This is a genomic window from Methylocystis bryophila (genome assembly GCF_027925445.1).
In the GTDB taxonomy this organism is placed as follows: Bacteria; Pseudomonadota; Alphaproteobacteria; order Rhizobiales; family Beijerinckiaceae; genus Methylocystis; species Methylocystis bryophila.
On record NZ_AP027149.1, the window covers coordinates 3056784 to 3081606 of the forward strand.

Below are 24823 nucleotides of genomic sequence, written 5' to 3' on the forward strand. Positions count from 1 at the left end.
GCGTGACCGCGCCGCGCAGGATAGGGATTCAGCCCGCGGGGTGATGAGAGGCGATGCCGAGCTTCACGATCGTGACGACGTAGATGAGCGCCATGAAGAGGCCCACGCCCACCGCGATCGCCAGATTACGCTTGCGCTTCGCGGCCTCCCGCGGATCCTCGGGCTTGCTCACAGAACAACCCCCGAGAGAGACAAAAGCCGTTCGATCACAAGGATGGAGAACAAAAGAAAGAGATAGGCGATCGAGAAGCCGAAGAGCCGCCAAGCGGCCTTGCTCGCCGCGGCGCCCTCGCGCAGCGCATAGACTCGCCAGGAGCACCACAGAAACGCCGCGCCCAGCACGACCGCCGCGACGCCATAAGCGGCCGAGGCGAAGCCGAGGAGGCAGGGCGCGAGTCCCAGCGGTACCAACACCAGGGTGTAGAGCAGAATTTCGAGGCGCGTGCGGTCCGGACCGGCCACCACCGGCAGCATAGGCACGCCCGCGCGGGTGTAATCCTCGTTCTTGACGAGCGCCAGCGCCCAGAAATGCGGCGGCGTCCAGACGAAGATGATCGCGAAGAGCACGATGCTCGCCAGGCCCATCTCGCCGGTCGCCGCGGCATAGGCGACGATCGGCGGAAGCGCGCCAGCCGCTCCGCCGATGACGATATTCATGGGCGTCGCGCGCTTGAGCCACATCGTGTAGATGACGACATAGAAGAAGATCGTGAAGGCGAGAAGCGCCGCGGCGAGCCAATTGGCGGCGAGGCCGAGCGTGAGGACCGAGAGGCCGGCGAGCACGAGACCAAAGGCCAGCGCCTCTTCGGGATTGAGCCGCCCCGCCGGGATGGGCCGGCCGCTCGTTCGCACCATGAGCCGATCGATATCGGCCTCGTACCACATGTTGAGCGCGCCGGAGGCGCCGCCGCCCATGGCGATGGCGATGAGCGAGGCCAGGGCGAGCACGGGATGAGGCGGCGTCGGCGCGAGAAGCAGGCCGGCGAGCGCCGTGAAGACGACAAGCGACATCACGCGCGGCTTCAGGAGCGCGAAATAGTCGGCGGGAGAAGCGGAGAACGGTTGGTCGAGGCTTCGGCCCGCGTCCGTGGCGAAAGTCGTGTCGCTCATTTGGTCCGATCCATCGGCGCGCTCGGTCGGAGCGCCCGCTTCGCGCAGTAAAGCCAGGACTCCGCGCGGCTCATAAGGGACTCGTATCGCCGAGCAAGGGCCCATCCCAAAGCGCTTCAACCATATTGTGAGACCCTGCGCAATTGCTGCGTCGCACCAAGTTGTCGCAGGCCCGCCCGAATGCAGCGCGATCTGCGCAGGCGCCGCGCTCGGCCCCCGGCTTCGCCAGCCTACTCGATCTCGAGCGACTTCATCTTTCGATGCAGAGCCGAGCGCTCCATTCCGATGAACTCGGCCGTGCGGGAAATATTGCCGGAGAAACGGTTGAGCTGAGCCACAAGATATTCTCGCTCGAACACCTCGCGGGCCTCGCGCAACGGCAGGCTCATGAGCTTCTCTCCGCGCACGCCGGCGGGGGTGGCCGGCACGAGCTCGCCCACATCCGCGGGCAGCATCTCAGCGGTGATCTCGCCGCCAGCCTCGCCGGCGGTGAGAATCATCAGCCGCTCCACGGCATTGCGCAGCTGCCTGATATTGCCGGGCCAGTCGTGCATCTGCAGCACCGCGAGCGCATCGTCGGAGACCGTGCGGCGTTGGAGGCCGGAGGCCGCTGTCGTCTGCTCGACGAAATATTCCACCAGCTCGCCGATGTCCTCACGCCGCTCGGCGAGCGAGGGAACGCGCAGCATGGTGACGGCGAGGCGGTGATAGAGGTCCTCGCGCAAGAGGCCGTCCTCGATGCAAAGCTGAACGTCGCGGGCGGAGGAGGAGATGATTCGGACGTCGACCTCGACGCGCGTCGAGCCCCCGACGCGCTGGAAATTCTGGTCGACGAGCACGCGCAGGATCTTCGCCTGCGTCTCCTTCGGCATATCGGTGATCTCGTCGAAGAAGAGCGTGCCCCCATGCGCCTCCTCGAGAGCGCCGATCTTGAATTCTCCGGGCGAGGAGCCCTCAAAGCCGAAGAGCTCGACCTCCATGCTCTCCGGCGCCATCGTCGCCGAGTTGATCACGATGAAGGGCGCCTCGGCGCGGCTCGATTGGCTGTGCATCACGCGCGCGGCGAGCTCCTTGCCGACCCCGGGCGAGCCAGTGATCAGCACGCGCGAGTTGACCGGGGCGAGCCGCGCGACGGCGGCCTGAAGCTGATTGGCGGGCATCGAGGAGCCGACGATGCGATCCTGGGTCCCGGCGCGCTGGCGAAGCGCCGAAACCTCGCGGCGCAGCTTATAAGCCTCGAGCGCGCGCTCGGCGACGAGCACCAGACGATCCGCCTTGAAGGGCTTCTCGATGAAATCATAGGCGCCCATCTTGATGGCGCTGACGGCGGTCTCGATGTTGCCGTGGCCCGAGATCATCACGACGGGAAGGGAGCGGTGAAGCTTCTGGATCGCCTCGAGCACCTGCAGCCCATCGAGCCGCGAGCCCTGCAGCCAGATGTCGAGGAAGACGAGATGCGGCCGGCGCGTCGCGATCGCCCCGAGGGCTTCGTCGGCGTTTCGCGCCGTGCGCGCATTGTGGCCCTCGTCGCTCAATATGCCGGCGACGAGCTCCCTGATGTCTTCTTCGTCGTCAACGATCAATATGTCGTTCGCCATCACGCCCCGCCAACCCGGCTCGACTTGGTTCTTTCCCAACCGCCCGACGCAGCCTCGCCGGGCGGCTCGATCGGGAGCAGAATACGCACGCAAGCGCCCTTCCCGGAGGGCGCGTCGAGCAGCTCCAGTCTGCCGCCGTGATCTTCGACTATTTTAGCGACGATCGGCAAGCCCAATCCGGTGCCTTCGGCGCGCGTCGTCATATAGGGTTCGAGGAGCCGCTGCCGATTCGTCGCCGGAAAACCCTTGCCATTGTCGATCACGTCGATCTGCGCCATGCCGTCCCTGCGCTTGAGCGCGATGTGCACGACGCCTTTCTCCCCGGGCTCGGAACCTTGACGGGCGGCGATCCCCTCGATCGCGTTCTTTACGATGTTTTGGAGCGCCTGGGAGAGCGCGCGCCGGTCAATCTGCGCGAAAAGCCCCTCGGCGGGCAGATCCTCGACAATGTCCACGTCGGCGTTCCCGACCCGCATCAGGAAGGCCGTCTGGCGCACGCTTTCGCACAGATCGTCGCGCTCCGGGCGGGCCTTGGGCAGGCGCGCGAAGGTGGAGAACTCGTCGACCATCCGCTTGATGTCGTCGACCTGCCGCACGATCGTGTCGATGCACTGGTCGAAGATCTCGCGATCCGTTTGAATCGCCTTGCCGTATTTGCGCTTGAGCCGCTCCGCCGAAAGCTGGATCGGCGTCAGCGGATTCTTGATTTCGTGCGCCATGCGGCGGGCGACATCGGCCCAAGCGGAGGTGCGCTGGGCGGTGACGAGATCAGTGATGTCGTCGAGCGTCACCACGAAGTTGCGGTCGCCGTCGGCGGCGCCGGCGGAGGTGACGGAAACGTTGTAGATGCGCTCCCTCGCGCCCCGCTTGATCGTGAGCTGAGTTTGAATCGCGCGCGGAAAGACTTCGACCGCATCGCGCAGCGCCGGCGCGATCTCGGGAAGCGCGTCCTCTACCCGCCCGGGAGCCGAGGCGCCGCCAGCCCGCAGCAGAGCCTCGGCCGATCGGTTGACAACGGTGATCCGGCCGTCGGCGTCGGCGCCGAAGACCGAAGCGGGAACGCCTGCAAGCACGGCCTCCGTGAAGGCGCGGCGCTCCTCGTTGATCCGGCTCGCCTCGAGCAGGCGTTTCTGCTGCAGATCGAGCTCCGTCGTCATCTTGTTGAAGACCGCGCCCAGGCGGGACAGGTCGCCATGGTCGCGGTCGACCTCGACTCGCACGGCGAGATTGCCGGCGGAGACCTCGTCGGTCGCAGCAATGAGCGTCCGGATCGGGGCGACGAGCCGGTTCGCGAAGTCGAGGCCGACCCAAATCGCAGAAAGCAGCAGGATCATCGTCAACATCGCATAGATGATCGCGAAATTGCGCTTGACCTCCGCGCCGAAGGACTCAAACGAGTCGTAGTTCTTGATGAATATGCCGGCCTGCCGCGGAAACTCGATTGCAAAAGGATGCATCGGCCGCGTGACATAGAGATAGGTGTCGGGGAAGCTCGTCAGCAGGCGCAGGCCGACGAAGGTGCGGTCATCGTCGATCATCCGGCATTGCAGCGCCCCTTGGCGCGCGTCCCGGAAGTCTTCCTGCGGCAGCGCGATCACGATGGCGCTGGCGGCGGTCGGGTCGCCGACGACCTGATCGAGAATCTGGCCGTTGGGATGGACAAGAGCCGCGACCGAGAACCCCAAGGTGCGCGCGCGGGTTTCGAAGTATTTGTGGTACAGGTTGCGGTCGGCGTCATAGATGGCGCGCGATTGGTCGAGATCCGAGGCGGTGAGCTGCGCCTCTTTGAGGAGCTCGCCGCACTGGGTTTCGCGAAAGGTCTGCGCGGCCTCGGCTGTTTTGTGCACGAACCCCTTGAGATTGGACATGAAGGCAGGGGAAAGCGCGCGCTCGAGGCTGACCGTCCCCACGACCGCGACGGCAAGCGCCGGAATGAGCGCGACGAGCGAGAAAAAGGCGACCGTGCGCACATGCAAGCGCGCCGCGGCCTCGCCCTTCCGCCAAGCTCGCCAGAGCGTCAAAGACTGGCGCAGCACCATGGCGAGCAGCAGGACGATCGCCAAGCTGTCTGCGACGTAAAGCAGGATCAGCGTCTTGCTGTTGGGCTCGATCGGCCCGGCAGAGGCGATGACGAGGAAGGTCGCGGAGGCGCAGGCGAGAGCGGCGAGAACGACGGCTGGACCCGCCCAAGCCCAGAGCAAACGCCGCCCTCGTGGCGCCACGAGCCTGCCCGTTAGTTTTCCTCCCTGAGACATTGGCCGCTACAAACAGGAAGTCGCGGCGGCAATGAGGCGGAAAACCGGGGCGTTGGACCCCCTTCTGAACTTTTTCCCCGAAAGCGGCATCCGCCTCGAAGGGCTTCGTCGCGCCAAATATGACCCCGTCAAAGAGCGCTTTGGGCGCATCGCTTTCGTCATGTGAAATTGCGCCAAGGTTTCAGGCTGCGGCAATCCTCAAGCTGCTAAGGCCCGGATCGCTCAGGGCGCCCAGGCCTTAGGCCTCCGCATCGGACGATAGCACGCAGGCGCCCGATTCCCAAGGAGAAAGAAGCCTCTATCGTGGCGCGCGCATCAGTCTGATGTCGAGATCATTGATCTTTTTGCGCAGCGTGTTGCGGTTCAGCCCCAACAGCTCGGCGGCCTTGATCTGGTTGCCGCGCGTCGCGGCGAGCGCCGCGGAAATCAACGGGACCTCGATCTCGCGAAGCACGCGGTGGTAGAGGCCGGGCGGCGGCAGGACTTCGCCGCAGTCGCGAAACAGCCGCGCGAGATGCGTCTCGACCGAAGACGAAAGCGTCTGCCCGCTCTCCAGCTCGCGGTCGGCGCCGGCCGTCGCCCCGCTCGGAGCGAGGAGCGAGGCTGGACGCGGCGCCTCGGCCGAAAGCTCCGCTTCGATCAGCGCTTCGCTCACGACCTCCTGCGGATGCAGCGCCGCGAGTCGGCGGATCAGATTTTCAAGCTCGCGAATGTTGCCCGGCCAGCGATAGCGCTTCATCCGGTCGAGCGCCGCCTGCTCGATGTATTTCTGCGGAAGCCCCTCGGCGACCGCCTGCTTGAAGAAATGATGGGCGAGGTCGGGTATGTCCTCGGTGCGCTCCCTGAGCGGCGGAAGCCGCAGCGGCACGACATTCAACCGGAAATAGAGATCTTCGCGAAACAGTCCTTGCTGGATCAGTATGCGCAGATCCTTGTTCGTCGCCGCGACGATCCGGACATTGGTCTTGATCGCCGTGCGGCCGCCGACCGTCGTATATTCGCCCTGCTGCAGCACGCGCAAAAGCCGCGTCTGCGCCTCCATCGGCATGTCGCCGATCTCGTCCAGGAACAGCGTACCGCCCTCGGCCTGCTCGAAACGGCCGGCCGAGCGCTGCGCCGCGCCGGTGAAGGCGCCTTTCTCATGGCCGAAGAGCTCACTCTCGATCAGATCCCGCGGGATCGCCGCCATGTTGATCGCGACGAAGGGGCCCTTCTTGCGCTTGCCGTAGTCGTGCAGCGCGCGGGCGACAAGCTCCTTGCCTGTGCCGGATTCTCCGTGGATCAGCACGGTCAGATCCGTCAGCATCAGCCGCGCCAGCGAACGGTAGATTTCCTGCATCGCCGGAGAGCGCCCGACGAGCGGCATACGCTCGAACTCCTCGCCCGCGCCGACCGCCTGTTTCTTGGGCTCGGCGAGCGCGCGGCCCACAATGCCGACGAGCTCCTTCAGGTCGAAGGGCTTCGGCAGATAATCATAGGCGCCGCGCTCCGAAGCACGGATCGCCGTCATGAAGGTGTTCTGGGCGCTCATCACGACGATGGGCAGCTCGGGCCTCAGCTTCTTGATGCGCGGCAGCAGCTCGAAGGCGTTCTCGTCGGGCATCACAACGTCGGTCACGACGAGATCGCCCTCTCCTGACTGCACCCAGCGCCAGAGCGTCGCCGCCGTGCCCGTCGTGCGCACCTCGTAGCCCGCGCGCGACAGCGCCTGCGCGACGACCGTGCGGATCGCCGCGTCGTCGTCGGCGACCAGGATCTCGCCTCGCGTCATCGGCCGTCTCTCCTCTTCCAATCCTCTAACGCAATTACCGGTACATCGGCATGAGGACGCGGAAGCAGGTTTTGCCGGGCTTTGATTCGCATTCGATGACGCCGCCGTGGTCGTTGATGATCTTGGCGACTAAAGCAAGTCCAAGGCCAGTTCCAGAAGTCTTGGTGGTCACAAAGGGGTCGAAGATGTTGCTCAGGATTTCCTCGGGCACGCCCGGACCATTGTCGCGAACACGGAACTCGAGCGGCAGCCCGACCGCCCGGTCCTGGCCGCGCATGCGGAGGCTGACGCCCGGACGAAAGGCGGTCGAGAGCTCGATCTCGCCATTGGGAGCGTCGCCAATCGCCTCCGCGGCGTTCTTGACGAGGTTCAAGAACACCTGCACGAGCTGGTCGCGGTCTCCCGCGAGCGCCGGCAAGGAAGGATCGTAACTCTCGACAAATCGCACATGACGCGCAAAGCCCGAGCGCCCAAGCTGCTTCACATGGTCGAGCACCGCATGGATGTTGATCTTCTCGCGCTTGAGCGGACGCTGGTCGGAGAAGGCCTCCATACGGTCGACGAGTCGGACGATCCGGTCGGTCTCGTCGCAGATGAGGCGCGTGAGCGCGCGGTCCTCGTCGCCAAGGCCAGATTCCAGTAGCTGGGCGGCGCCTCTGATGCCGGAGAGCGGGTTCTTGATCTCATGCGCGAGCATGGCGGCCAAGGCAGAGACCGAGCGGGCTGCGCCGCGATGGGTGAGCTGCCTGTCTATTTTTTCAGCAATTGTGCGTTCTTGCAGCACAACCAAAACTTCTCCCTGATCGCCGGGCAGCGGGGCGCAATGGGCGTCGACGCGCCGCTCGTCGGCCGCGAAACGTCCGATATCGACCTTATATTCATTGATGGGCGCGCCGCGCTCACGCACCTCGGCGATGAGCGTCAGCAGCGACGAGCCGAAGGGCAAGATCTTGTCGAGCGCCGCGCCGATGAGGATCGGCTTTGAGATTTCGAAGAAGCTCTCGGCGGCGGCGTTGGCGTCGCCGATCGTCCCATCGGCGCGGACCGTGATGATGACGTGCGGCAACGCCTCGAGGATGCAGGCTCGGCCCTCCCCGCTGAGGACGCGCAACCGCGACGTGGCGTTGACGCCGAGCCCCACGCCTTTGCGTTCCATCTTCATGCCGCGGCCTCGAGCGAGGGCGCCGAGAATATCCCGGCGAGAAGCCGCCTCGCTTCGTCGGGGTCCGTCTCAACGAGCAAGGCGCGCCGCCTCGCGGGATCGCGGTCGCCAAGACCGGCGCAATCGACATAGGCGGCGAGATGCTTGCGGGCGTGACGCAGCCCGGCGAGCGGCCCCATCGCCCGGCCGAGCGCCGTAAGATGCTCGAGCGCGATCTCGAGACGCTCGGCGAGAGAAGGCTCGGGCCGCAGGCGCCCGGTATCGAGATAGCTGGCGACGTCGCCGACGAGCCAGGGTCGTCCCAGCGCCGCGCGCCCGATCATGACCGCGTCGGCGCGGGAGAGCCGCAGCATATCCTTGGCGGCCTGTGGAGAATCGCAGTCGCCGTTGGCGATGACGGGAATTTGCACGGCGGCCTTCACGGCGGCGATCGCCGCCCAGTCCGCGCGGCCCTGGTAAAGCTGTCGGCGCGTGCGGCCGTGGATCGTGACCAACGCTGCGCCCTCCTCCTGTGCGGCGCGAGCGAGCGCAGGCGCATTGCGCGACGCCTCGTCCCAGCCGAGCCGCATCTTGACGCTGACCGGAACCCTGGCGGCTTCGACCGCCGCCGCCACGATGCGCCGCGCGAGATCAAGATCGCGCATCAGCGCCGCGCCGGCGAGTCCGCCGGTTACGCGCTTGCACGGACAGCCCATGTTGAGGTCGATCCACTCGGCGCCGGCCTCGACCGCCCCGCCCGCCGCGCGAGCGGCGCCCTCGGGGTCGCAAGCGGCGATTTGCACGATGTCCGGACCTCCCTCCGAGCGCGAGCGCGCTAGCCGCGTGCGGGTCTCGCGGTCGCCGCGCGCAAGGCCTGCGGCGGCGACCATCTCCCCGACGACCGCCGTTGCGCCGAATCGCAGAGCGACGCCGCGCATCGAGGCGTCCGTGACGCCCGCCATCGGCGCAAGGAAGGCTCTGCCGGAAAGCTCGAAGCGTCCTACCCGGATTGGCGGCGCGCAGTCGCCTAAAGTTTCGGCAGTTTCCATCTTGCATGAAGCATAAGCATTGACAGCCACAAGGGCAAGATGGCCTTGACTCTGTTATCGACGCGCAGCGCCTGGACGGCAGGGCGCGGCCGCTTTATGGTCGGCGCCATCGCAGGAGGCAGCATTGTCCGATGATCTCACTTCAAAGCCGGGCGTCGATATCGAACGCAGCAAGCAAGAGCGCATAGATTTGCTTGTACGCTTGCGCGAGGTCACCCGACAGCGCGACGAGCTGCTATCCCAATATGAGTCCATGGCGTTTCAGGTCGACGAGTCGACGAAAGACGTCGACGGCGCTCTGCTCGAGGCGCGCGCCAACGCCAAAAGGGCCGAGGCTTGCGAGGTGCTGGAGCGGCAGGAGTCGGCGCAGATCGCCGAGCTCACGCGTCAGCTCGACGAGGAGCGCCGCAAGAGCGGCGAGGTCGCGTCGGATTTCGCGCGCTACCGCAGTTCCATGGAGCAAAAGCTCGCCGAGCATGCGCAGCGCGAAGATCCCTGGATCCTCTTGGCCTTCGCAATTTCGCAGATCCTCTCCCAATCGGTCGCGTGGGTGCGCGCAAAAATCCCCGCGGACAGCCCGTTCTTGCCCTGGTTCGACCGCCTGGTCGAGTTCGCCAAGACGGCCGGTCAACTGGCCTTTGAAGGCGGCAAGGCGTTTTTCGAATGGGCGAAGCCGCACGTCATTGAGCTCTGGAAGCGCCTCAAAAGCGAGATCGCGCAGCGCACGAGCAAGGGCTAGGACTTCCTCCTTCTGCGCGCTTTCCGCAGCGATCGATCGCGCAATCCGCGATAGGTTTGTCGCCCAATCTTAGAGCATGCCACGGAAGAATGCGAAGCGGCTTTCCCGTCAGGACATGCTCTAAGTTTTTGATTTAGAGTGGCTACTCCCTGCTCCAACGATTCCGCTCGAAGCTCAAAGGCATCCATTCGCGCTGAGCTGAAGCGGCCAGGCTTTGCAGTCGATGTGCTGCCAGGGATTCGACTGCTGCTGTGCGACGCAATTGTTGAAATTCACGCGAAGCGCCGAGCAAACGGCCTCCTTCTTGTTGACCGGCGGAGCGACATAGGCCGGTCCCCCTCCTCCACCGCCCCAGCCGCCATATTCCCGCGCGCGCCGTTGCTGGCGCATTTGCCTGAGCCGCCAGCAGGCACGATCGTCGCCGTCATCGCAGGCCATCCGCAGCCGCTCGAAATACTCATGGCGGGCATAGCCGTCCCCGTCGCCGCCGCCGTACCATCCTTCTTGCGCACGGCCGACCGCCGGCGTCGCAAGAGCGGCGATCAGGATGAACAGCGAAAATCTGGCTCGCATAGATCGTGACTCCGGGGAAGCTGTAGATCACGCTGCGTTCAAGCGGAGCCGCCTGAACGCAGAAAGCGTGATCGATTCTAAAGGTTAGAGCGCGCATTGCGCGGAAACCGCTTTCCGCTTTTTCGTGTCGCGCTCTAGGCGGAATGGCCGGCCGCTCCGCGCACCTTCTCCTATTTTTGGGTTTTGGCAAGGCCGCGCTTGCGAAGGTCGGAGCCATTTGCGCCGGCGAGGATCGGGCCGACGCAAAAGCCACCTTCGGCAGGCGAATCAGGGCTGCGCGGACTTCGCCAGCCGCACGAGATTAACGAACTCGGCGCGATAGCCGAAGCGGTCCTCGCCCTTAGCGCCTTGCGCCAGCGCGGCGACGTCGTCGTAGCCATAGCCCTTGAGATAGGGCGCCCCCTCCAGAAGCTGGGCGTAGGCCACGGCCGCGATCGAGAAGCGGACGTCGTCGGAAGCCTCGGACAAGCTCTTTTTCGCCATAGAATCCTCGATCGGCAGCGCGATCAGCCGCGATGCGTCTTCCTTCGGCAGCTTGTAGCGCAGCTTCAGAAAGCCCCATTCGCCGCTCCCCGTTTCCGCCGCGCGCGGCTCGGTCTTCTTGCCGTAGCGCAGCTCATCATTAAGCTTCTCCGCACCGGCCGGCGTCACTTCGTAGATGGCGGTCACGGTCAGCCCGGAACCGATGGCGCTCGCGGCGACTTCGTCATTGTTGAAGTCCTCCCGTCGCAGGTTCCGCGTCTCGTAGCCGATCAGGCGGTATTCCGAGACGCGCGCCGGATTCCACTCCATTTGGACCTTCACGTCCTTGGCGATGGGAAAGAGCGTGGACGACGCCTGTTCGACGAGAACTTTCCGAGCTTCGTTCAGCGTATCGACATAGGCCGCGACGCCATTGCCGTGCTGCGCCAGCTTTTGCATCAGCGCGTCGTTGTAATTGTCCTGACCGACGCCGAGGATCGAGAGGAAGATCCCGCTCTTGCGCTTGCGCTCGACGAAGGCCTGCAGCTCGCGCGGATCGGTCACGCCGACGTTGAAGTCGCCGTCCGTCGAGAGAATGATGCGGTTCACCGCATTCTTGTCGAAATGCGCTTCGGCGAGACGATAAGCGTCGATTATGCCCTGCGCGCCCGCCGTGGAGCCATCGGCGCCGAGGCCGGCGATGGCCGCGAGAATTTTCTCCTTCTCCGCGACTTTCGTCGGCTCGAGCGCGACGCCGGAGCCGCTGGCGTAAGTGACGACGCCAATCGTGTCGTCGGGTTGTAATTCCTCGACCAGCAAGCGCATCGCATTCTTGACGAGCGGCAAACGGTCCTCCGGAGTCATCGAGCCCGAGACGTCCATCAGCAGCACGAGATTGGCGCGGGGGCGCTGCGCGCTGTGCAACGCGTAGCCCTGCACCGCGACATGCACGAGCCGGTTTTGCGGATTCCACGGCGATGGCGTGATCGTCACCGTCGGCTTGAACGGCGTGGCGGCCGACTCGGGCTGCGGATAGGCGTAAGGGAAGTAATTGATGAACTCCTCGGCTCGCACCGAATCCTTCGGCGGGAGTCGCCCCGCGTTCACCATGCGCCGCGCGAAGGCGTAGGAGGCCGTGTCGACCGCAAGCGAAAAGGTCGAGACGGGCTCCGCCGCGACGCTCTTCACGGGGCTCGGCTCTTTTTGCGAGAATTTGTCTCGGGACTTTTTTTGCAAGCGGCCCCTCGCGACGGCGTCGGCGTCGCCTTCCCCGCGAGGGCTGGCGGCTTGCGCGATCGGCGCCCGTCTCGCTTCTGGTCCGGCGAGGGGAGTTGGTTGGACGGCCGCCACTTGCGCCACCGGCGCCGCCGGCGCGGGGCGACGACTCTGTTCGCGCGTCCCGCGTCTCGCCAGAACGTCTCCGCCCTCGGCCGTGAGCGGTTGCGGGCCTCGGGCTAGCCGAGACAGCGCAACGGGCGGCGTCGGCAGCGACTCCGCGCCCGGCGACGGCGCGACGGGGGGAGCTTGTTTTACCGGCATGTCCATCGCGCGGCCAGACGCGCTCTCTTCGGCCAACCGCGCCATTTGCGCCGGCGCCGACGCCTGGCGCTGAAGATAGAACAGGGCTCCGGGCGCTACGAGCAGCGTCGCCGCCAGCGACGCGGCCAAAGCAGGGTTGAATCTCGCAAGGATACGCATCGGCTGACCTCCTTCTTTGCGGGTCGATGCGTTCCTGAGACGCGGCTGCGCCCTCGTTCCTTGGGTCGCGTCCCAATCTTTTTTTGCCGCAGCCGCGTCGAACGCTTCTAGCGCCGCGGCGAGCGCCGCGCGTTTGGCCGCCTCGCGGGCGGCGGGAGGCGCATGCTGCAGCCGCTCGAGTTTATCGTCGCTCATTGCGCCGCCTCCAAAGCCAGCCTCAACCGCTTGCGCGCCTCGTGCAGATGCCAGGACACGGTTTTCTCCGAACAACCCATGATTTCGGCCGCCTCCCGATGTGACATCTCCTCGGCATAGACGAGCAGCACCGCATCGCGCTGCTGCTCGGGCAGAGCGCGCACCTTTCCCCACAGCTCGCCGTTCATTTGCCGCTCCTCGGGCGTCTCGCCGTCGGGTTCGGCCTCGAGCCTCGCCTGATGCGTCGGACCCAGCGGCGCAAAGCGTCGCGCCGCGCGGAGGTGGTCGATCGCCGTCGTATAGGCGATGCGATGCAGCCAGGTGGAGAAAGCGCAATCGCCGCGAAAGCCGCTGATGGCCCCCGCCATCTTCACCATCGCTTCCTGCGCGATGTCCTCGGCCGCCGCGCGCGTCCCGCTCCACCGCCAGGCGAGGGCGTGGACGCGGTCGTAGTGGCGCTGCGCGAGCGCGCCGAAGGCCGTCCGATCGCCCCGGGCGGCCAGTCTCGCCAATTCGTCGTCGGCTGCTTCGCTCGGCAAATGGCCCCGCCCTTTTTCTCGTCCTCGTGCCCCTTAGACGGAGCGGCGGGCGGAAATCTTGGGGTCAAAAAGATAAAATCTCAAAAAAGACCGGTCGGCGCGCTCAAATCTCAATCCGAACGATCTGATTCGTCCGAAATCCGGTGGTGATCCCGGCAGGGCTCGAACCTGCGACCTACGGTTTAGGAAACCGTCGCTCTATCCGGCTGAGCTACGGGACCGACGCGCTTCTCTCTATCCGAATCCGCGCAATTTGCCTAGGTTGTCGCGCGGCGACGCGCGTCGGCGCCCGCTTAGATCACGCAGCGGTCGGGCGGAGTCGCCTGAGCTCGGAAAACGTGATTGATTTCAATGGGTCAGAACGCGTTTTATGCGAAGAGCCGGCTTCCACGTTTTCGCAACGCGCTCTAGCGGAGGCCATCATGTTCGATTCCGTCCGTCTGCCGCACAAGCTGGGCAAGTCAGAATTCGCCGAAGTGTCGGAGCGGTTGCGCGAACGGCTGCTCGAGGCGCAATTCGAGTTCGTCGAGCGGAAACAAAAGAGCCTCATCCTGCTCATCAACGGCTCCGATGGCGCCGGCAAGGGCGAGGTGCTCAATCGTCTTTACGAATGGCTGGACGACCACAGCCTTGAGACGCTCTCCTATGGCGCGCCCACGGACGAGGAACGCGCCCGCCCGCTCGAATGGCGCTATTGGCGGGACATGCCCGCCAAAGGCCGCATCGGCTTGATGCTCGGCGGCTGGCACCATCGCCTGCTGCATCATCGCGCCCGGGGCAAGATCAGCCGGGACGCCTTCGAAACGGGGCTCGACGAGATCAATCGCTCCGAGGAGATGCTGCGGGCCGAGGGCGTCGTGGTCGTGAAGCTGTGGCTGCATGTCGAGGACTCGGTCGCGCAGAAACGCCTCGCGAAATTACGCGAGGACGGCGGCCGGCTGAGGCGCGCCATTGTCGTCGAATGGGACGACATCAAGGGCGCGCGCTCGAGAGAGAAACTTGCCCGCTCCGCGCTCGACCTCATCGAGAAGACCTCGACAGGATACGCGCCCTGGGCCGTGATTGCGGCCGAGGACCCGCGGTACCGTGACGCCGCTGTGGCCGAGCTGCTGCTTGCGGCGCTGGAACGCGCCAACGCCGAGAGCGCCGCCGCCGCGCCCGCCCCGACGCCAGCGCCGACTCCCGCCCCCACGCCCGAGCAGCCCGGCGAAGGCCCGCTCCTCCCTCGCGCCAGTCTCGTCGGCTCGCTCGACCTCTCCCTGACCGCCGATCGGGACGGGTACGGCGGCGCGCTCGAATCGCTGCAAGACCGCCTGAGCGAGCTGACGACCTCCCGTAAATTCGCGCATCGGGGGCTCGTGCTCGTCTTCGAGGGCAATGACGCGGCCGGCAAGGGGGGCGCGATCCTGCGCGTGCGCGCGGGGCTCGATCCTAGGCGATTTCGCGTGCATGGAACAGCGGCGCCGACCGACGAAGAGCTTGCGCGACCCTATCTTTGGCGCTTCTGGCGCCACCTCCCCAGGCTCGGCCACACCGCGGTCTTTGACCGCAGTTGGTATGGGCGCGTGCTCGTCGAGCGCGTCGAGGGCTTCTGCTCGCGCGACGACTGGATGCGCGCCTATAGCGAGATCAATGATTTCGAGCGACAACAGACGCGCGCGCGCATCCTCGTCATCAAATTCTGGCTCGCGATCAGCCAGGAAGAGCAGCTTGCGCGCTTCTCGGACCGCGCGGCCCGCCCGGCGAAGCGCTACAAGATCACCGAAGAGGACTGGCGCAACCGGGGCAAATGGGCGCAGTACGAGGAAGCGGCCAATGAGATGATCGACCGCACCAACGCCCGCCGCGCGTCCTGGACGCTCGTCGAATCGAACGACAAGAAATACTCGCGGCTCAAAGTGCTGCGCACGATCGTCGATCGCCTCGAGGAGGAGCTTTAGGGCTAGTCATTTCAGATCGGCGTCGCGGCGTCCTACGCTCTCTTTACGAGCTCGCGCGCGCCTTTCATCTGATGGCGGCCGCGGGAAGGGTCACAGCGACCTCAAGGGCTCATCGCACGAAAGGAAGATAATGAACGCCGAAGGAAACAAGCAAATCGTTTGTCGCTTCATTGAGGAAGCCATCAATAGAGGCGACGTGGACGCGGCGGGAGCCTATGTCGCGGAAGACGTGGTCGAGCTGGAGCCTTTCCCCGGTCAGGGGCCCGGGCTTTCGGGCCTAAAAGAAGTTCTCCGAGGGCTGCTTATCGCCTTTCCGGACATGCGCTGGACCGTCGAAGAACAGATTGCCGAAGCAGATAAGGTGCTAACACGCTTCATCTGGACGGGAACTCACCGCGCCGCGTTTTTCGGCGTTCCCGCCATGGGAAAGCCGGTCACGGTGTGGGGAATGGTGATCGACCGACTGGAGAACGGCAAAATCAAAGAAACGCGAATCCTGATGGACGCTCTCGGATTGATGAAGCAACTGGGCGCGTGACTGTCGCTGAGGCGCCGCCCTTAGCGCGCGATCCAGCCGCCGTCGATGACAAGCAGGTGGCCCACGATGAAACGCGCCTCGTCGGAGCACAGGAACAACACCGCCGCCGTCAGCTCCTCCGCTGCGCCCCTACTTCACGAATATGTAGATATCGACCTCGCCTTCCTCGTCCTCCGTGTCGTCGAGGTCGCGGATATATTCCTCGATGAAGCGTCTTTCGTTTCGAGCCCTTTCTCGTCGAGGAAGGCGGTGATCGCCTCATAGGTCGATTCGATGTCCTCATAGGGGCCGCGGTGCTCGAACTTGAGCGCCTTGCCGGCGGGCGTGGCGCCAACCTCGACGCCGCAGCAAATTTTGGAGTCAAGTGCAGGACGAGAACCCCCCCGATACGGCTCTCCGGTGAGCTAGGTCCTGATACCTTCCGAGGCGGCGAAAAACCAAGACAGCTCCTCAAATACCCCCCCAAATACGCTAAGCCACTCAGGCTTATTTATCTCCGTCGCTAAGCCAGATAGGCCTCGATGATCCTGCTCAAGTAGATTTACCACGTTACTGCCGTACCCAGCGTGATTCCACTCCTCGCTGCTAATGCCCGCCGCACCGATTCGCTGAGTGAACCAATGCAAATCCATTTCGTGAACATCGTATAGGCTAGAGCATCCCTTCTTAATATCGAAGAATAGCCAAAAACCGTTTGGAGGCGGCACACCATTTGCTCTTTCCCAATCGATTATTCGTCGTATAAATCCATTCCAACTGCATCCAACAGCGCATTGCAACGTTAAGATTACTTCAAATGGAATAACGTTCTCAATCTCGTGACAGGGCAGCACCAACGCTCCAGCAAGCTTCCAATCATTTGCTTTACACGCCTCGATTACTTGACTCGCACTTCTAGACGGGGGGTGAGAAGGACTCCTTCTGTCTGAGTCAACTACGCAAAAAATAATGCTTCGCCTCTTTAGCTGCTCCTCGAAGATTTTTGGGAGAGAAGCACCTCCTCCATGTAAAGGATCAAAGCGAACTTTTGGCAAGCCCTTCCTCCTCTGTAGACATCTTAGGATATAGCCAATAACAAAGCCATCGCTAACTCCATTTTCAACCAGCAATTTTGGTACTTCGCCGACATTAGCGTGGCCTAGGTGACCTACCGGCACTTTTATGGCACTTCCACAGACTCGCATTTCTCCGGTTGACACCATTTCCACGTACGATTTCGCTTTCGTGTGAAGCCAGCCAGTCTGGGTGAACTCCTGCTCAAGTCTTTCAACAACTCTTAGGTCGCGGGGGGCGAATTGAATTAAATTTTTCAGAGAGCGGGCACAATTACGCTCCATCACAACTAGGTGATTACCCACGCGATGCGCTCTTAAGAGTTCCGTTACGGACTCCTCGAGCGCTCCGCTATCGCATTCACGAAGTTCTTCATCGGATAACGCTATGCGAAACAGCATACTTGTCAGTCCACCGTGGCTTGGAAAAAACCGTAAGGCCAGTTCTCGAGTGAACCATCCTCGTTGAAGGTAGCCACCTGGACTTTTGTGATCCGCTCCTCTTCATCATCGGGTGAAAAAACCACAATATTAACGCTTTCAGGCTTGATCTTCCCCTGAGACACAAGCTGACCAAGCCGATTTATAAATGTTTCGCTGTGAGACTCTACCAGGAAATGGACCTTATTGGGTCTAGACGATGAACCGCGTAAAGCGGCTTCACCGACAAGCGCGTCAGCCAAAAGAGCCTGATGCGCTGGATGAAGATGCAACTCCGGCTGCTCGATAGCCAAAAAGGTAGGAATGGTGTTTTTGCCCATCCAAAGCGGTCGCTCCCGCTCGCGAGCCCACCAGATCTGTGCCAGAACCGGAAGGATTTGAGAAACGCCGTATCCGACATCAACAAGGTTAGAAGCAGCCCCTTTTTCGTCCAAGTTTATGCTGATATGACCGCCGGAGCGGGAAAGAGTCAGTCCATACCCAAAAAGATTTTCGATCCACCTCGACAGCTGTCGTAACTGGCTACCGCTAAGCGAATTAAGAAACATAGGAAAGTTCTTCCCATCAGGGTCAATTTCAGAAACCGCAAGCTCCTGGTAGCGATAATAGCGCTCGCTGCGCGCTCTGGCCGGGCCTATGTAAAGCATATTTGATACCATCGCTCGAAACATTGCGGTTGTACGGTTTAGTAACTCGGGAAACCAAGAGGCAGCTAAAACATTGCCGAAATCACGACGCATAGTCACTTTGTCCTTGCTGGACAGAACTTCTAAAAATCTGTTGAGCTGCTGGGAACCTGTTTTTATTCTTCCACGCTCCAGAATATTTTTGGTCGACGGACCCATTTGAACTAGCCGATACGCCATATTTGCAATATTTTCATCACTCACCCTGGACGAAAAATTTTGCTTCAAGAAAATCACTACAGCATCTATTAAGAAATCGTCCCTTGGTGGGAAATAAAAACGATCTGGTCCGGACGTCCTACGCGCAACATGAAGCTCCGGGAATACTGATCCGGGCGTAAGAACCAGGGCAAACTCGCTGATTTCCTTACGTATATCATTACCATTTACATTGATAGAGCCTATTTTTCCATCAGAACCCAATTCAATATGATAACTTAAGCCCGGCTCCTGAAACTCTAACTTCAAACATTTGATTCTCGTCTGGAATCCTTCTGGGACAATGCTGATTGCGTAGGTAACACCTTTGAAATCAATTCGATTTTCATCGTTCTCGGGGAATTGCCAAGTCCTTCTCGATTCTAGAGTATCGGATGAGAAAGTAAAAGATATTGTATTGTTTATTGCGTTCTCCGTAACGGTAGTTTCGTAAGATCCAAAATCTACCAAATCCCCATACCAAAGGATAGGAGCGCTAGTTCTTGTGTTAATAGACTGCCTTAACAGGGGTAAAGACCTAAGATAGGTGCTTTTGCCACTGCTGTTGCGACCGACGAGGACAGTAATTGGTCGCAATTCCAGGGGCGGAACGTCCTTCAATCGCCTTAGATTGGAAACACCGAATTTGATCATCAGTCAATCCGTCCCTTCGGCGCGTTAGCCGCCCGCCAGTATCCTAACTGAAGGTTTCTTCGCGGTGAAGGCAAAGGGCGCTGCCTACCAGCATCGTTAATCTCGCAAACAACGTACCTTCGCCTTGAAAGCCGCGCATCGTGGCGCGCCTACTTCACGAAGATGTAGATGTCGACCTCGCCTTCCTCGTCTTCCGTGTCGGCGAGGTTGCTGAGATATTCCTCGATGAAGCCGTCCTTCGTGTCGAGCCCTTTCTCGTCGAGGAAGGCGGTGATCGCCTCATAAGTCGATTCGATGTCCTCATAGGGGCCGCGGTGCTCGAATTTCAGGGCCTTGCCGGCCGGCGTCGCGCCGATCTCGACGCCGCCCTCGAGCTTGCCCTTTCCTTCCGGCGCCTTTTCGAGGGGCAGCATCGCCTCGAAACGAATGGCCTTCTCGCTGGTTTCGGAAAAGACGGCGATCGGCTTTCCAGAAAGCTTCACGCCCGCCTTCGCGGCGGCGGCGTTGAGCTTGTCGAGCGCCTCCGCAATGGCCTTCTGCGCGTCGTCGAGCGGCGCCTCCCCCTTGAGCGTCAGCGCCGGACGCGCCGCAAGCTCCACGGTCTGGCTCTCGAGACTGGCCTCCGTGCTCTCCTGCCCCTTCCCCGGCTCTTCCTTAGCCTCGGGCGGCGGCGTCTTCCCGGGCGCCGGCGCGTGCTCGCCGACAGGGACAGGCGCAGGGGGGGCGAGCTGCTTTCGCAGATAGAAGCCCGCGACGCCCAGGACGATGACGAGCGCGGCGACGACGCCGAGAATCCGGCCGAGATTCTTGAACCCGTTGAAATTCGCCATCCGCACGTCCTCTGCTGCCGCTCCCGCCTGTCCGGGGCAAACTCGCTCAAAATTTTGTCCTGCGGAAGACTCTACACGCTTCCCGCCGGACAATCAGGTCCCTTGCAGGTCCCTTGCAGGTCCCTTGCAAAGGGCGCCCCCATGGCGGGGGAGGCCCGAGCGCACGCCTTCCCGCAGGACGCGTGGCGCATCGGCGCGTGTTCGCTTATACTTCGCCAAGAGCCCTCGAGCGACACCCCCATGCCCCACGCACTCGCCGGCCGTCCCGTTCTTCGCATGAACGGCGCCGGCAATGAAATTCTCGTTCTCGATCTGCGCGGCGCCGCGCTCTCCGTGTCGCCGCAGGAAGCGCGCGCGATCGCGACGCAGGCCGGGCTCGCCTATGATCAGCTCATGGTGATCCACGATCCTCGCGAAAGGAGCGCCGACGCCGCGCTGACGATCTACAATGTCGACGGGTCGCTGTCGGCCGCCTGCGGAAACGGCACGCGTTGCGCGGCCTTCGCGCTCGCCCGCGCAGAGGGCGCGCCGGCCGTCGTCTTCGAGACCGACGCGGGTCGGGTGGCGAGCTGGCGCGAGGAGGAATTCTACTTTCGCGTCGACATGGGACGTCCGCGGCTCGCCTGGCGCGAGATTCCCTTGGCCCGCGATGTCGGGGATCTGGCCGATGTCGCGCTCGATCCTCCCGTTCCCGGCGCGCCGGCGCGTTTCTCGGCCGTCGGCATGGGCAATCCGCACGCGGTCTTCTTCGTCGCGGACGCGGAAGGCGTCGATCTTCTCGGCCTCGGCCCGAAGATTGAGCGCCATCCACTGTTTCCCGAGCGCGTCAACGTGTCTTTTGCCGAGATGCGCGCACGCGACGACATTTTGCTGCGAGTCTTCGAGCGCGGCGTCGGCCCGACCAAGGCTTGCGGCTCGGCCGCATGCGCGACGCTCGTCGCCGCGGCGCAAACGGGTCGCGCGGAGCGGCGCGCCCGCGTGAGGCTTCCCGGCGGCGATCTGACCATCGAATGGCGCGACGACGATCACGTCCACATGAGCGGACCCGTCGCGCTCGAATTCGAGACGACGCTCGCGGCGCGAACTTTCGAGGGGCTTGCGGCGTGAGCGCGCCGCCTGCCCTCTCGCCGGCCGGCGGCGTCGAGACTGTGACGCTCGGCTGTCGACTGAACATGGTCGAATCCGAAGAGCTCGCGCGTCAGGCGCGCGCTTCGGGCGAGCGGAATCTCGCTATCGTCAACACTTGCGCCGTCACCGCCGAGGCGTTGCGCCGCTCCCGCCAGGCCGTGCGGCGGCTTGGACGCGAGCGACCGACCGACCGCATCATCGTCACGGGCTGCGCGGCTGAGCTTCACGGGCGCGACTTCGCCGCCATGCCCGGCGTCACGCGCGTGATCCCGAACGGCGACAAGACTCTCGATCCGGCGGCGGGCGCGGCGCCTCGCGCTGTCGCAGCCGCCGAGGGGACGCGCGGCTTCCTCGCCGTGCAAAACGGCTGCGACCACCGCTGCACCTTCTGCGTCATTCCCTTCGGCCGGGGCGCCTCGCGCTCCGCGCCGCCCGCCGAGGTCTTGCAAGTCGCGCAGGCGCTGGTCGAAAGCGGCAAGCGCGAGATCGTGCTGACCGGCGTCGATCTGACGGCCTATGGCGCCGATCTCCCCGACGACTGGAGCCTGCCCCGCCTCGCGCGCATGCTGCTTGCCGAGATTCCCGATCTCGCGCGTCTGCGCTTGTCCTCGATCGACTGCGTCGAGGCAGGCTTCGAGCTCATCGACGCCATGGGGCAGGAAAAGCGACTGGCGCCGCATCTGCATCTTTCCCTGCAAGCGGGCGACGACCTCATCCTCAAGCGCATGAAGCGTCGCCATTCGCGCCAGGACGCCGTCGATTTCTGCCGGCGCTTGCGCGAGGCGCGTCCGGAGACGGTTCTGGGGGCGGATCTCATCGTAGGCTTCCCGACCGAGACGGAGGAGATGTTCCTTCGCACGCTCGAGCTCGTCGAAGACTGCGCGCTCACGCATCTCCACGTCTTTCCCTTCTCGCCCCGGCCGGGCGCCCCCGCCGCCCTCATGCCGCAAGTGGACAGAGAGACGGTTCTCGAGCGCGCCGCGCGGCTGAGAGCCTTGGGCGAGCGACGACTGAAGCGCCATCTCGAAGCGCAGCTCGGGAAGACCCTGCGCGTGCTCGCCGAACGCGGCGGACAGGCGCGCGCCGCGGATTTCACGCTCGTGCGCACGCCTGGGGCCGAGCCCGGGACGCTGTTCGACGTGAGCGTTACGGGCCACGACGGGCGGATGCTGCTGAGCTGACGCGCGAGCCCGCGTTCGGCTCGGATGATTCCGTTCGAGCGAAAAGGGCGCTAAATTTGCTACTGTCACCTCGAACCTCGGCGCCACAGCGCGCCCCTCGCGCCCAATGGCGCTCACCGGAAACGCGTTTAGATGTCCGACTTCGCCGCGCTGGCCCTTAAGATCCTCGAGATCGTCTGGATCAACCTGCTTTTGTCGGGCGACAATGCGGTGCTGATCGCGCTCGCCTGCCGGGGCCTGCCGCAGAAGAGCCGCCGCCTCGGCGTGCTGCTTGGCGCGCTGTTTGGCGTGGCGCTCCGGGTTGGCTTCACGATGATCGTGTTCCAGCTGATGGGGATCCCGCTCTTGAAGCTCCTGGGCGCGCTGATGCTGATCGCCATCGCGATCAAGCTGCCGAACCAGAAGATTGATCATTCCGAGATCGAGGCGAAGCCTCATCTCATCAGCGCGGTCACCGCAATCGTTGTCGCCGACGCTGTGATGTCTCTCGACAATGTCGTCGCCATCGCAGCCGCGGCGCATGGCTCGCTGCCTCTCATCATCTTTGGTCTCGCGCTCTCGGCGCCGATCGTGATGTTTGGCGCCAGCGCGCTCATGGAGATTTTCGATCGCTTTCCGATACTGATCTTCCTCGGCGCGGGGCTCCTCGGCTTCGCGGCCGGAGAGCTCGCAACGACAGACCCTTTCCTGGCGCGTTTCGGCGCGCTGCCGCCACATGCTGATATTCTCGCGGGCGCCGCCGTTTGCGCCCTCGTGCTCGCGCTTGCATGGCTCTGGAAGGCGGCGACGAGAGACGCGGCGACGCCGGAACGGCGCTTCCTGTCGTCAAGTCAGCCCCAGGGACCCCTTTCCCGCGGCGCCGCAGAGGACTGAACGTCGGGCGGGAGGAACCCGCCAGGGGCGTCTTTCCCTGCCTCTTGCGGGGTCGGCCCGAGCGGTAGGTCGCGCCCGCCAGCGAACTCGACGAGCGCCGCGACGCGTTCGTCGACGGACGGATGAGTGGCGAAGACGCCGGATTCGGGCTGGAGCGCCGGGCTCTCGATGAAAAAGGCCTGCATGCGCGACGGGATCTGCCGCATCGCCGCCTGCGCCTCGATTTTGCGCAGCGCGGAGATCATCGCATCGGGGTTCTTCGTGAGCTCCACGGAGCCGGCGTCGGCGAGAAACTCGCGCGCCCGCGAGATCGCCAAGCGGATCAGCACGGAAGCCCCCCAGCTCAGGGCGATGACGAGGAGCGCGATGACGATCGCGAAGATCGCGCCGCCGCCGCCGCCACGCTCTTCGCGCGAATTGTCCCGGCGGGGGGAAAAGCCGAAGGGGAAGTTCCAGCTTCGAAACATCAGATCGCCGACAAAGGCGAAAATACCTGCGAAGATCGTGGCGACGACCATCACCTGCGTGTCGCGGTTGCGGATATGCGTCAGCTCATGACCGAGCACTGCCTCGATCTCGGCGTCGTCCAGCCGCGCGAGAAGGCCGCGCGTCACTGAGACGCTGTAATGCCCCTCGCGAAGGCCCGAGGCGAAGGCGTTCAGCGCCTCGTCGTCGATGATCTTCAGCGCCGGGATCGGGATGCCGCGCGAGATGCACAGATTCTCGAGCAGGTTGTAAAGCCGGGGCGCTTCTTTTCGAGATATGCCTGCGGAGCCCGTCGCGTAATCGATCATGCGCTGATGAAACAGAAAGGCGATGCAGAACCAGAGGGCGGCCCCACCGAGCGCGAAGGGCCATCCCTGCTTCACGTCGGCCACGGCGCGCGCGAGAAGAACCTCGAGCGGAGCGTCCGCTGAGAGCGCCTCGAAGAGGAGAGAGATCGAGAACATCAACGCGACGAGCAGCACGACGAAGCCGGCCAGGAGAAACATCGTTCGCAGCTGGTTCGCGCGAATGTGCGAATAGAGCCCATAGGCTTTGAACATGCGCGGCTCGCCTTGTTTTAGGGACGGGAAGCGCCCAACCAAAGAGCGTCAAGCTTTGCGCATGAGCCCCCTCCCTTGCCCTCCCCCGCTCCGCGGGAGAGGGGACGGCCAGCGTAACGCGTCAAAACTGCACTTTCGGCGCTTCTTCGACGGCCTTGCGCTCGCCCTCGTCGAGCGCGAAGAAATCCATTGGCTTGAAGCCGAAGCGCTGGGCGATCAGCACGCCGGGAAAACCCTGGCAGGCCGCGTTGAATTCGGAGACGGCGTTGTTGAAGAAGCGCCGCGACGCCGCGATCTTGTTCTCGAGGTCGGAGAGCTCCGACTGCAGAGCTTGGAAGTTGGCGTTGGCCTTCAGGTCGGGATAGCTCTCCGCGATCGCGATGAGCCGCGACAAGGCGCCGCCGAGAGCGGCTTCCGCCGAGGCCTGGGCTGCGGGCCCTTGCGCGGCGGTCGCAAGGTTGCGCGCCTTCACGACCTCGTCGAAGGTCGACTTCTCATGCGCCGCATAGCCTTTGACGGTCTCGACCAGATTGGGAACGAGGTCGTGGCGCTGCTTGAGTTGAACCTGAATGTCGGAAAGGGCCTGGCCCGCTCGCTGCCGCATCGACACGAGCCCGTTATAAGACGAGACCAACCAGAGCGCGACGACCGCGACGACGCCGAGAAGCAACAGAAACATCGCTCCACTCCCCGAGATTGCGGCGCGCGAGACGCCGCGACTGCTCGTAGGAGCTTAACCTCGTTTCGTCAGCGTGGGAAGGCGGGCTTTCGTCGTTCTCGCGCCCGGCGGCGTCCCTTCCGAGGCGCGACGGGATCGCTTCTTGCCGCTTTCTGTTTCGCCGCGCGTCTTGCGCGCTCTGCGCTTCGGTTCGTCCTGCTCTTCGACGCGCGAGTAGCGCACGCCGAGGAAGAAAAGTATCTGCGCGCCCTCTGGCGGCGGCGGCGCCGCCCGAGCCGCTCGCGCGGCGGGACGCAGCGGAATGATCTCGGCCATCGTCGTCAAAAGCCCCCCGAATCGGCCATCAAAACCCGCACTCGGCCTCCGGGGCCGATTAGGGTCGCCGAGGGTTAATGTTCCGTCAACGCCAACCCTCTAAACTGATGAAGTGTCGAGTACGAGGGAATT

23 protein-coding genes, 1 tRNA gene and 1 pseudogene are annotated in these 24823 nt (G+C 63.6%); 7 read left to right on the forward strand and 18 right to left on the reverse strand.

Annotation, left to right across the window (positions count from 1 at the left end; genetic code table 11):
* Positions 1-28 precede the first annotated feature (28 nt).
* From QMG80_RS14265 to dusB, 7 genes are all read right to left on the reverse strand, one after another.
* Complete coding sequence (locus tag QMG80_RS14265; RefSeq protein WP_199769009.1) at positions 29-172, reverse strand: cytochrome c oxidase system small membrane protein; 144 nt, start codon at positions 170-172, stop codon at positions 29-31.
* Entirely contained in the window at positions 169-1110 is a 942-nt protein-coding gene (locus QMG80_RS14270; RefSeq protein ID WP_085773400.1) for a heme o synthase, read from the reverse strand. Before QMG80_RS14270 ends, QMG80_RS14265 begins: the two co-directional genes overlap by 4 nt.
* A gap of 230 nt (positions 1111-1340) precedes the next feature.
* Positions 1341-2708 (reverse strand): nitrogen assimilation response regulator NtrX, encoded by a 1368-nt coding sequence (ntrX, locus tag QMG80_RS14275; RefSeq protein WP_085769775.1) that lies wholly within the window; start codon positions 2706-2708, stop codon positions 1341-1343.
* A complete protein-coding gene (locus QMG80_RS14280; RefSeq protein WP_245300011.1) occupies positions 2708-4909 on the reverse strand; it encodes a sensor histidine kinase in 2202 nt (733 codons plus the stop codon). Before QMG80_RS14280 ends, ntrX begins: the two co-directional genes overlap by 1 nt.
* A gap of 352 nt (positions 4910-5261) precedes the next feature.
* Positions 5262-6734, reverse strand: a complete 1473-nt coding sequence (gene ntrC, locus QMG80_RS14285) for a nitrogen regulation protein NR(I) (protein ID WP_085769777.1) — start codon at positions 6732-6734, stop codon at positions 5262-5264.
* A gap of 34 nt (positions 6735-6768) precedes the next feature.
* Complete coding sequence (locus QMG80_RS14290) at positions 6769-7896, reverse strand: two-component system sensor histidine kinase NtrB (RefSeq protein WP_085769778.1); 1128 nt, start codon at positions 7894-7896, stop codon at positions 6769-6771.
* Complete coding sequence (dusB, locus tag QMG80_RS14295; RefSeq protein WP_085769779.1) at positions 7893-8924, reverse strand: tRNA dihydrouridine synthase DusB; 1032 nt, start codon at positions 8922-8924, stop codon at positions 7893-7895. The genes QMG80_RS14290 and dusB overlap by 4 nt, the downstream gene beginning before the upstream one ends.
* A gap of 124 nt (positions 8925-9048) precedes the next feature.
* Between dusB and QMG80_RS14300 the strand changes: the two genes are divergently transcribed.
* Positions 9049-9663 (forward strand): hypothetical protein, encoded by a 615-nt coding sequence (locus QMG80_RS14300; RefSeq protein ID WP_085769780.1) that lies wholly within the window; start codon positions 9049-9051, stop codon positions 9661-9663.
* A 174-nt stretch (positions 9664-9837) separates the two neighbouring features.
* Here the strand turns inward: QMG80_RS14300 and QMG80_RS14305 are convergent, their stop codons facing one another.
* From QMG80_RS14305 to QMG80_RS14320, 4 genes are all read right to left on the reverse strand, one after another.
* Complete coding sequence (locus QMG80_RS14305; RefSeq protein WP_085769781.1) at positions 9838-10236, reverse strand: hypothetical protein; 399 nt, start codon at positions 10234-10236, stop codon at positions 9838-9840.
* A gap of 267 nt (positions 10237-10503) precedes the next feature.
* Complete coding sequence (locus QMG80_RS14310; RefSeq protein ID WP_085769782.1) at positions 10504-12591, reverse strand: vWA domain-containing protein; 2088 nt, start codon at positions 12589-12591, stop codon at positions 10504-10506.
* Positions 12588-13130: an RNA polymerase sigma factor gene (locus tag QMG80_RS14315; RefSeq protein WP_085769783.1), complete on the reverse strand. Its 543-nt coding sequence runs from the start codon at positions 13128-13130 to the stop codon at positions 12588-12590. The genes QMG80_RS14310 and QMG80_RS14315 overlap by 4 nt, the downstream gene beginning before the upstream one ends.
* 144 nt (positions 13131-13274) lie before the next feature.
* Positions 13275-13351, reverse strand: a tRNA-Arg gene (locus QMG80_RS14320).
* A 201-nt stretch (positions 13352-13552) separates the two neighbouring features.
* Here QMG80_RS14320 and pap point away from each other — a divergent pair.
* Together pap and QMG80_RS14330 are read left to right on the forward strand one after the other, a co-directional pair.
* A complete protein-coding gene (pap, locus tag QMG80_RS14325; RefSeq protein WP_085769784.1) occupies positions 13553-15070 on the forward strand; it encodes a polyphosphate:AMP phosphotransferase in 1518 nt (505 codons plus the stop codon).
* Positions 15071-15200: 130 nt separating this feature from the next.
* Positions 15201-15608, forward strand: a complete 408-nt coding sequence (locus tag QMG80_RS14330; RefSeq protein WP_085769785.1) for an ester cyclase — start codon at positions 15201-15203, stop codon at positions 15606-15608.
* Positions 15609-15628: 20 nt separating this feature from the next.
* Here the strand turns inward: QMG80_RS14330 and QMG80_RS14335 are convergent, their stop codons facing one another.
* Complete coding sequence (locus QMG80_RS14335) at positions 15629-15709, reverse strand: hypothetical protein (protein WP_245300286.1); 81 nt, start codon at positions 15707-15709, stop codon at positions 15629-15631.
* Between QMG80_RS14335 and QMG80_RS21595 the strand changes: the two genes are divergently transcribed.
* Positions 15675-15872, forward strand: a complete 198-nt coding sequence (locus QMG80_RS21595) for a hypothetical protein (RefSeq protein ID WP_342586557.1) — start codon at positions 15675-15677, stop codon at positions 15870-15872. The genes QMG80_RS14335 and QMG80_RS21595 overlap by 35 nt on opposite strands.
* On the opposite strand, the pseudogene QMG80_RS21600 reads toward QMG80_RS21595, so the two are convergent.
* From QMG80_RS21600 to QMG80_RS14350, 3 genes and pseudogenes are all read right to left on the reverse strand, one after another.
* Positions 15872-15961 (reverse strand): annotated as a pseudogene (locus QMG80_RS21600) (GyrI-like domain-containing protein); the annotation flags it as partial. The gene QMG80_RS21595 and the pseudogene QMG80_RS21600 overlap by 1 nt on opposite strands.
* Positions 15962-17067: 1106 nt before the next feature.
* Positions 17068-18639, reverse strand: a complete 1572-nt coding sequence (locus QMG80_RS14345; RefSeq protein ID WP_085769787.1) for an AAA family ATPase — start codon at positions 18637-18639, stop codon at positions 17068-17070.
* A gap of 149 nt (positions 18640-18788) precedes the next feature.
* Positions 18789-19469 carry a GyrI-like domain-containing protein gene (locus tag QMG80_RS14350; protein WP_085769788.1) on the reverse strand — a complete coding sequence of 227 codons (681 nt, stop codon included), beginning with the start codon at positions 19467-19469 and terminating at the stop codon, positions 18789-18791.
* A 240-nt stretch (positions 19470-19709) separates the two neighbouring features.
* On the opposite strand from QMG80_RS14350, the gene dapF reads away from it, so the two are divergent.
* The 3 genes from dapF to QMG80_RS14365 all read left to right on the forward strand — a co-directional run bounded on the left by dapF (position 19710) and on the right by QMG80_RS14365 (position 22651).
* Positions 19710-20576: a diaminopimelate epimerase gene (gene dapF / locus QMG80_RS14355; RefSeq protein WP_085769789.1), complete on the forward strand. Its 867-nt coding sequence runs from the start codon at positions 19710-19712 to the stop codon at positions 20574-20576.
* A gap of 65 nt (positions 20577-20641) precedes the next feature.
* A complete protein-coding gene (locus tag QMG80_RS14360) occupies positions 20642-21778 on the forward strand; it encodes a MiaB/RimO family radical SAM methylthiotransferase (RefSeq protein ID WP_245300288.1) in 1137 nt (378 codons plus the stop codon).
* A 132-nt stretch (positions 21779-21910) separates the two neighbouring features.
* Entirely contained in the window at positions 21911-22651 is a 741-nt protein-coding gene (locus QMG80_RS14365) for a TerC family protein (protein WP_085769791.1), read from the forward strand.
* On the opposite strand, the gene QMG80_RS14370 is transcribed toward QMG80_RS14365, so the two are convergent.
* The 3 genes from QMG80_RS14370 to QMG80_RS14380 all read right to left on the reverse strand — a co-directional run bounded on the left by QMG80_RS14370 (position 22609) and on the right by QMG80_RS14380 (position 24691).
* A complete protein-coding gene (locus QMG80_RS14370) occupies positions 22609-23697 on the reverse strand; it encodes a M48 family metallopeptidase (RefSeq protein ID WP_085769792.1) in 1089 nt (362 codons plus the stop codon). The genes QMG80_RS14365 and QMG80_RS14370 overlap by 43 nt on opposite strands.
* Positions 23698-23818: 121 nt before the next feature.
* Positions 23819-24376: a LemA family protein gene (locus QMG80_RS14375; RefSeq protein ID WP_085769793.1), complete on the reverse strand. Its 558-nt coding sequence runs from the start codon at positions 24374-24376 to the stop codon at positions 23819-23821.
* A 54-nt stretch (positions 24377-24430) separates the two neighbouring features.
* Positions 24431-24691 (reverse strand): hypothetical protein, encoded by a 261-nt coding sequence (locus QMG80_RS14380; protein WP_085769794.1) that lies wholly within the window; start codon positions 24689-24691, stop codon positions 24431-24433.
* Positions 24692-24823 lie beyond the last annotated feature (132 nt).

Coding starts and splice junctions, on each gene's coding strand:
- QMG80_RS14330 (WP_085769785.1), top strand. CDS start 15,201: ATGAACGCCGAAGGAAACAAGCAAATCGTTTGTCGCTTCATTGAGGAA.
- QMG80_RS14380 (WP_085769794.1), bottom strand. CDS start 24,691: ATGGCCGAGATCATTCCGCTGCGTCCCGCCGCGCGAGCGGCTCGGGCG.
- dusB (WP_085769779.1), bottom strand. CDS start 8,924: ATGGAAACTGCCGAAACTTTAGGCGACTGCGCGCCGCCAATCCGGGTA.
- ntrC (WP_085769777.1), bottom strand. CDS start 6,734: ATGACGCGAGGCGAGATCCTGGTCGCCGACGACGACGCGGCGATCCGC.
- QMG80_RS21595 (WP_342586557.1), top strand. CDS start 15,675: ATGAAACGCGCCTCGTCGGAGCACAGGAACAACACCGCCGCCGTCAGC.
- QMG80_RS14290 (WP_085769778.1), bottom strand. CDS start 7,896: ATGAAGATGGAACGCAAAGGCGTGGGGCTCGGCGTCAACGCCACGTCG.
- QMG80_RS14305 (WP_085769781.1), bottom strand. CDS start 10,236: ATGCGAGCCAGATTTTCGCTGTTCATCCTGATCGCCGCTCTTGCGACG.
- QMG80_RS14270 (WP_085773400.1), bottom strand. CDS start 1,110: ATGAGCGACACGACTTTCGCCACGGACGCGGGCCGAAGCCTCGACCAA.
- ntrX (WP_085769775.1), bottom strand. CDS start 2,708: ATGGCGAACGACATATTGATCGTTGACGACGAAGAAGACATCAGGGAG.
- QMG80_RS14345 (WP_085769787.1), bottom strand. CDS start 18,639: ATGATCAAATTCGGTGTTTCCAATCTAAGGCGATTGAAGGACGTTCCG.
- QMG80_RS14360 (WP_245300288.1), top strand. CDS start 20,642: ATGGTCGAATCCGAAGAGCTCGCGCGTCAGGCGCGCGCTTCGGGCGAG.
- QMG80_RS14365 (WP_085769791.1), top strand. CDS start 21,911: ATGTCCGACTTCGCCGCGCTGGCCCTTAAGATCCTCGAGATCGTCTGG.
- dapF (WP_085769789.1), top strand. CDS start 19,710: ATGCCCCACGCACTCGCCGGCCGTCCCGTTCTTCGCATGAACGGCGCC.
- QMG80_RS14350 (WP_085769788.1), bottom strand. CDS start 19,469: ATGGCGAATTTCAACGGGTTCAAGAATCTCGGCCGGATTCTCGGCGTC.
- QMG80_RS14370 (WP_085769792.1), bottom strand. CDS start 23,697: ATGTTCAAAGCCTATGGGCTCTATTCGCACATTCGCGCGAACCAGCTG.
- QMG80_RS14375 (WP_085769793.1), bottom strand. CDS start 24,376: ATGTTTCTGTTGCTTCTCGGCGTCGTCGCGGTCGTCGCGCTCTGGTTG.
- QMG80_RS14310 (WP_085769782.1), bottom strand. CDS start 12,591: ATGAGCGACGATAAACTCGAGCGGCTGCAGCATGCGCCTCCCGCCGCC.
- pap (WP_085769784.1), top strand. CDS start 13,553: ATGTTCGATTCCGTCCGTCTGCCGCACAAGCTGGGCAAGTCAGAATTC.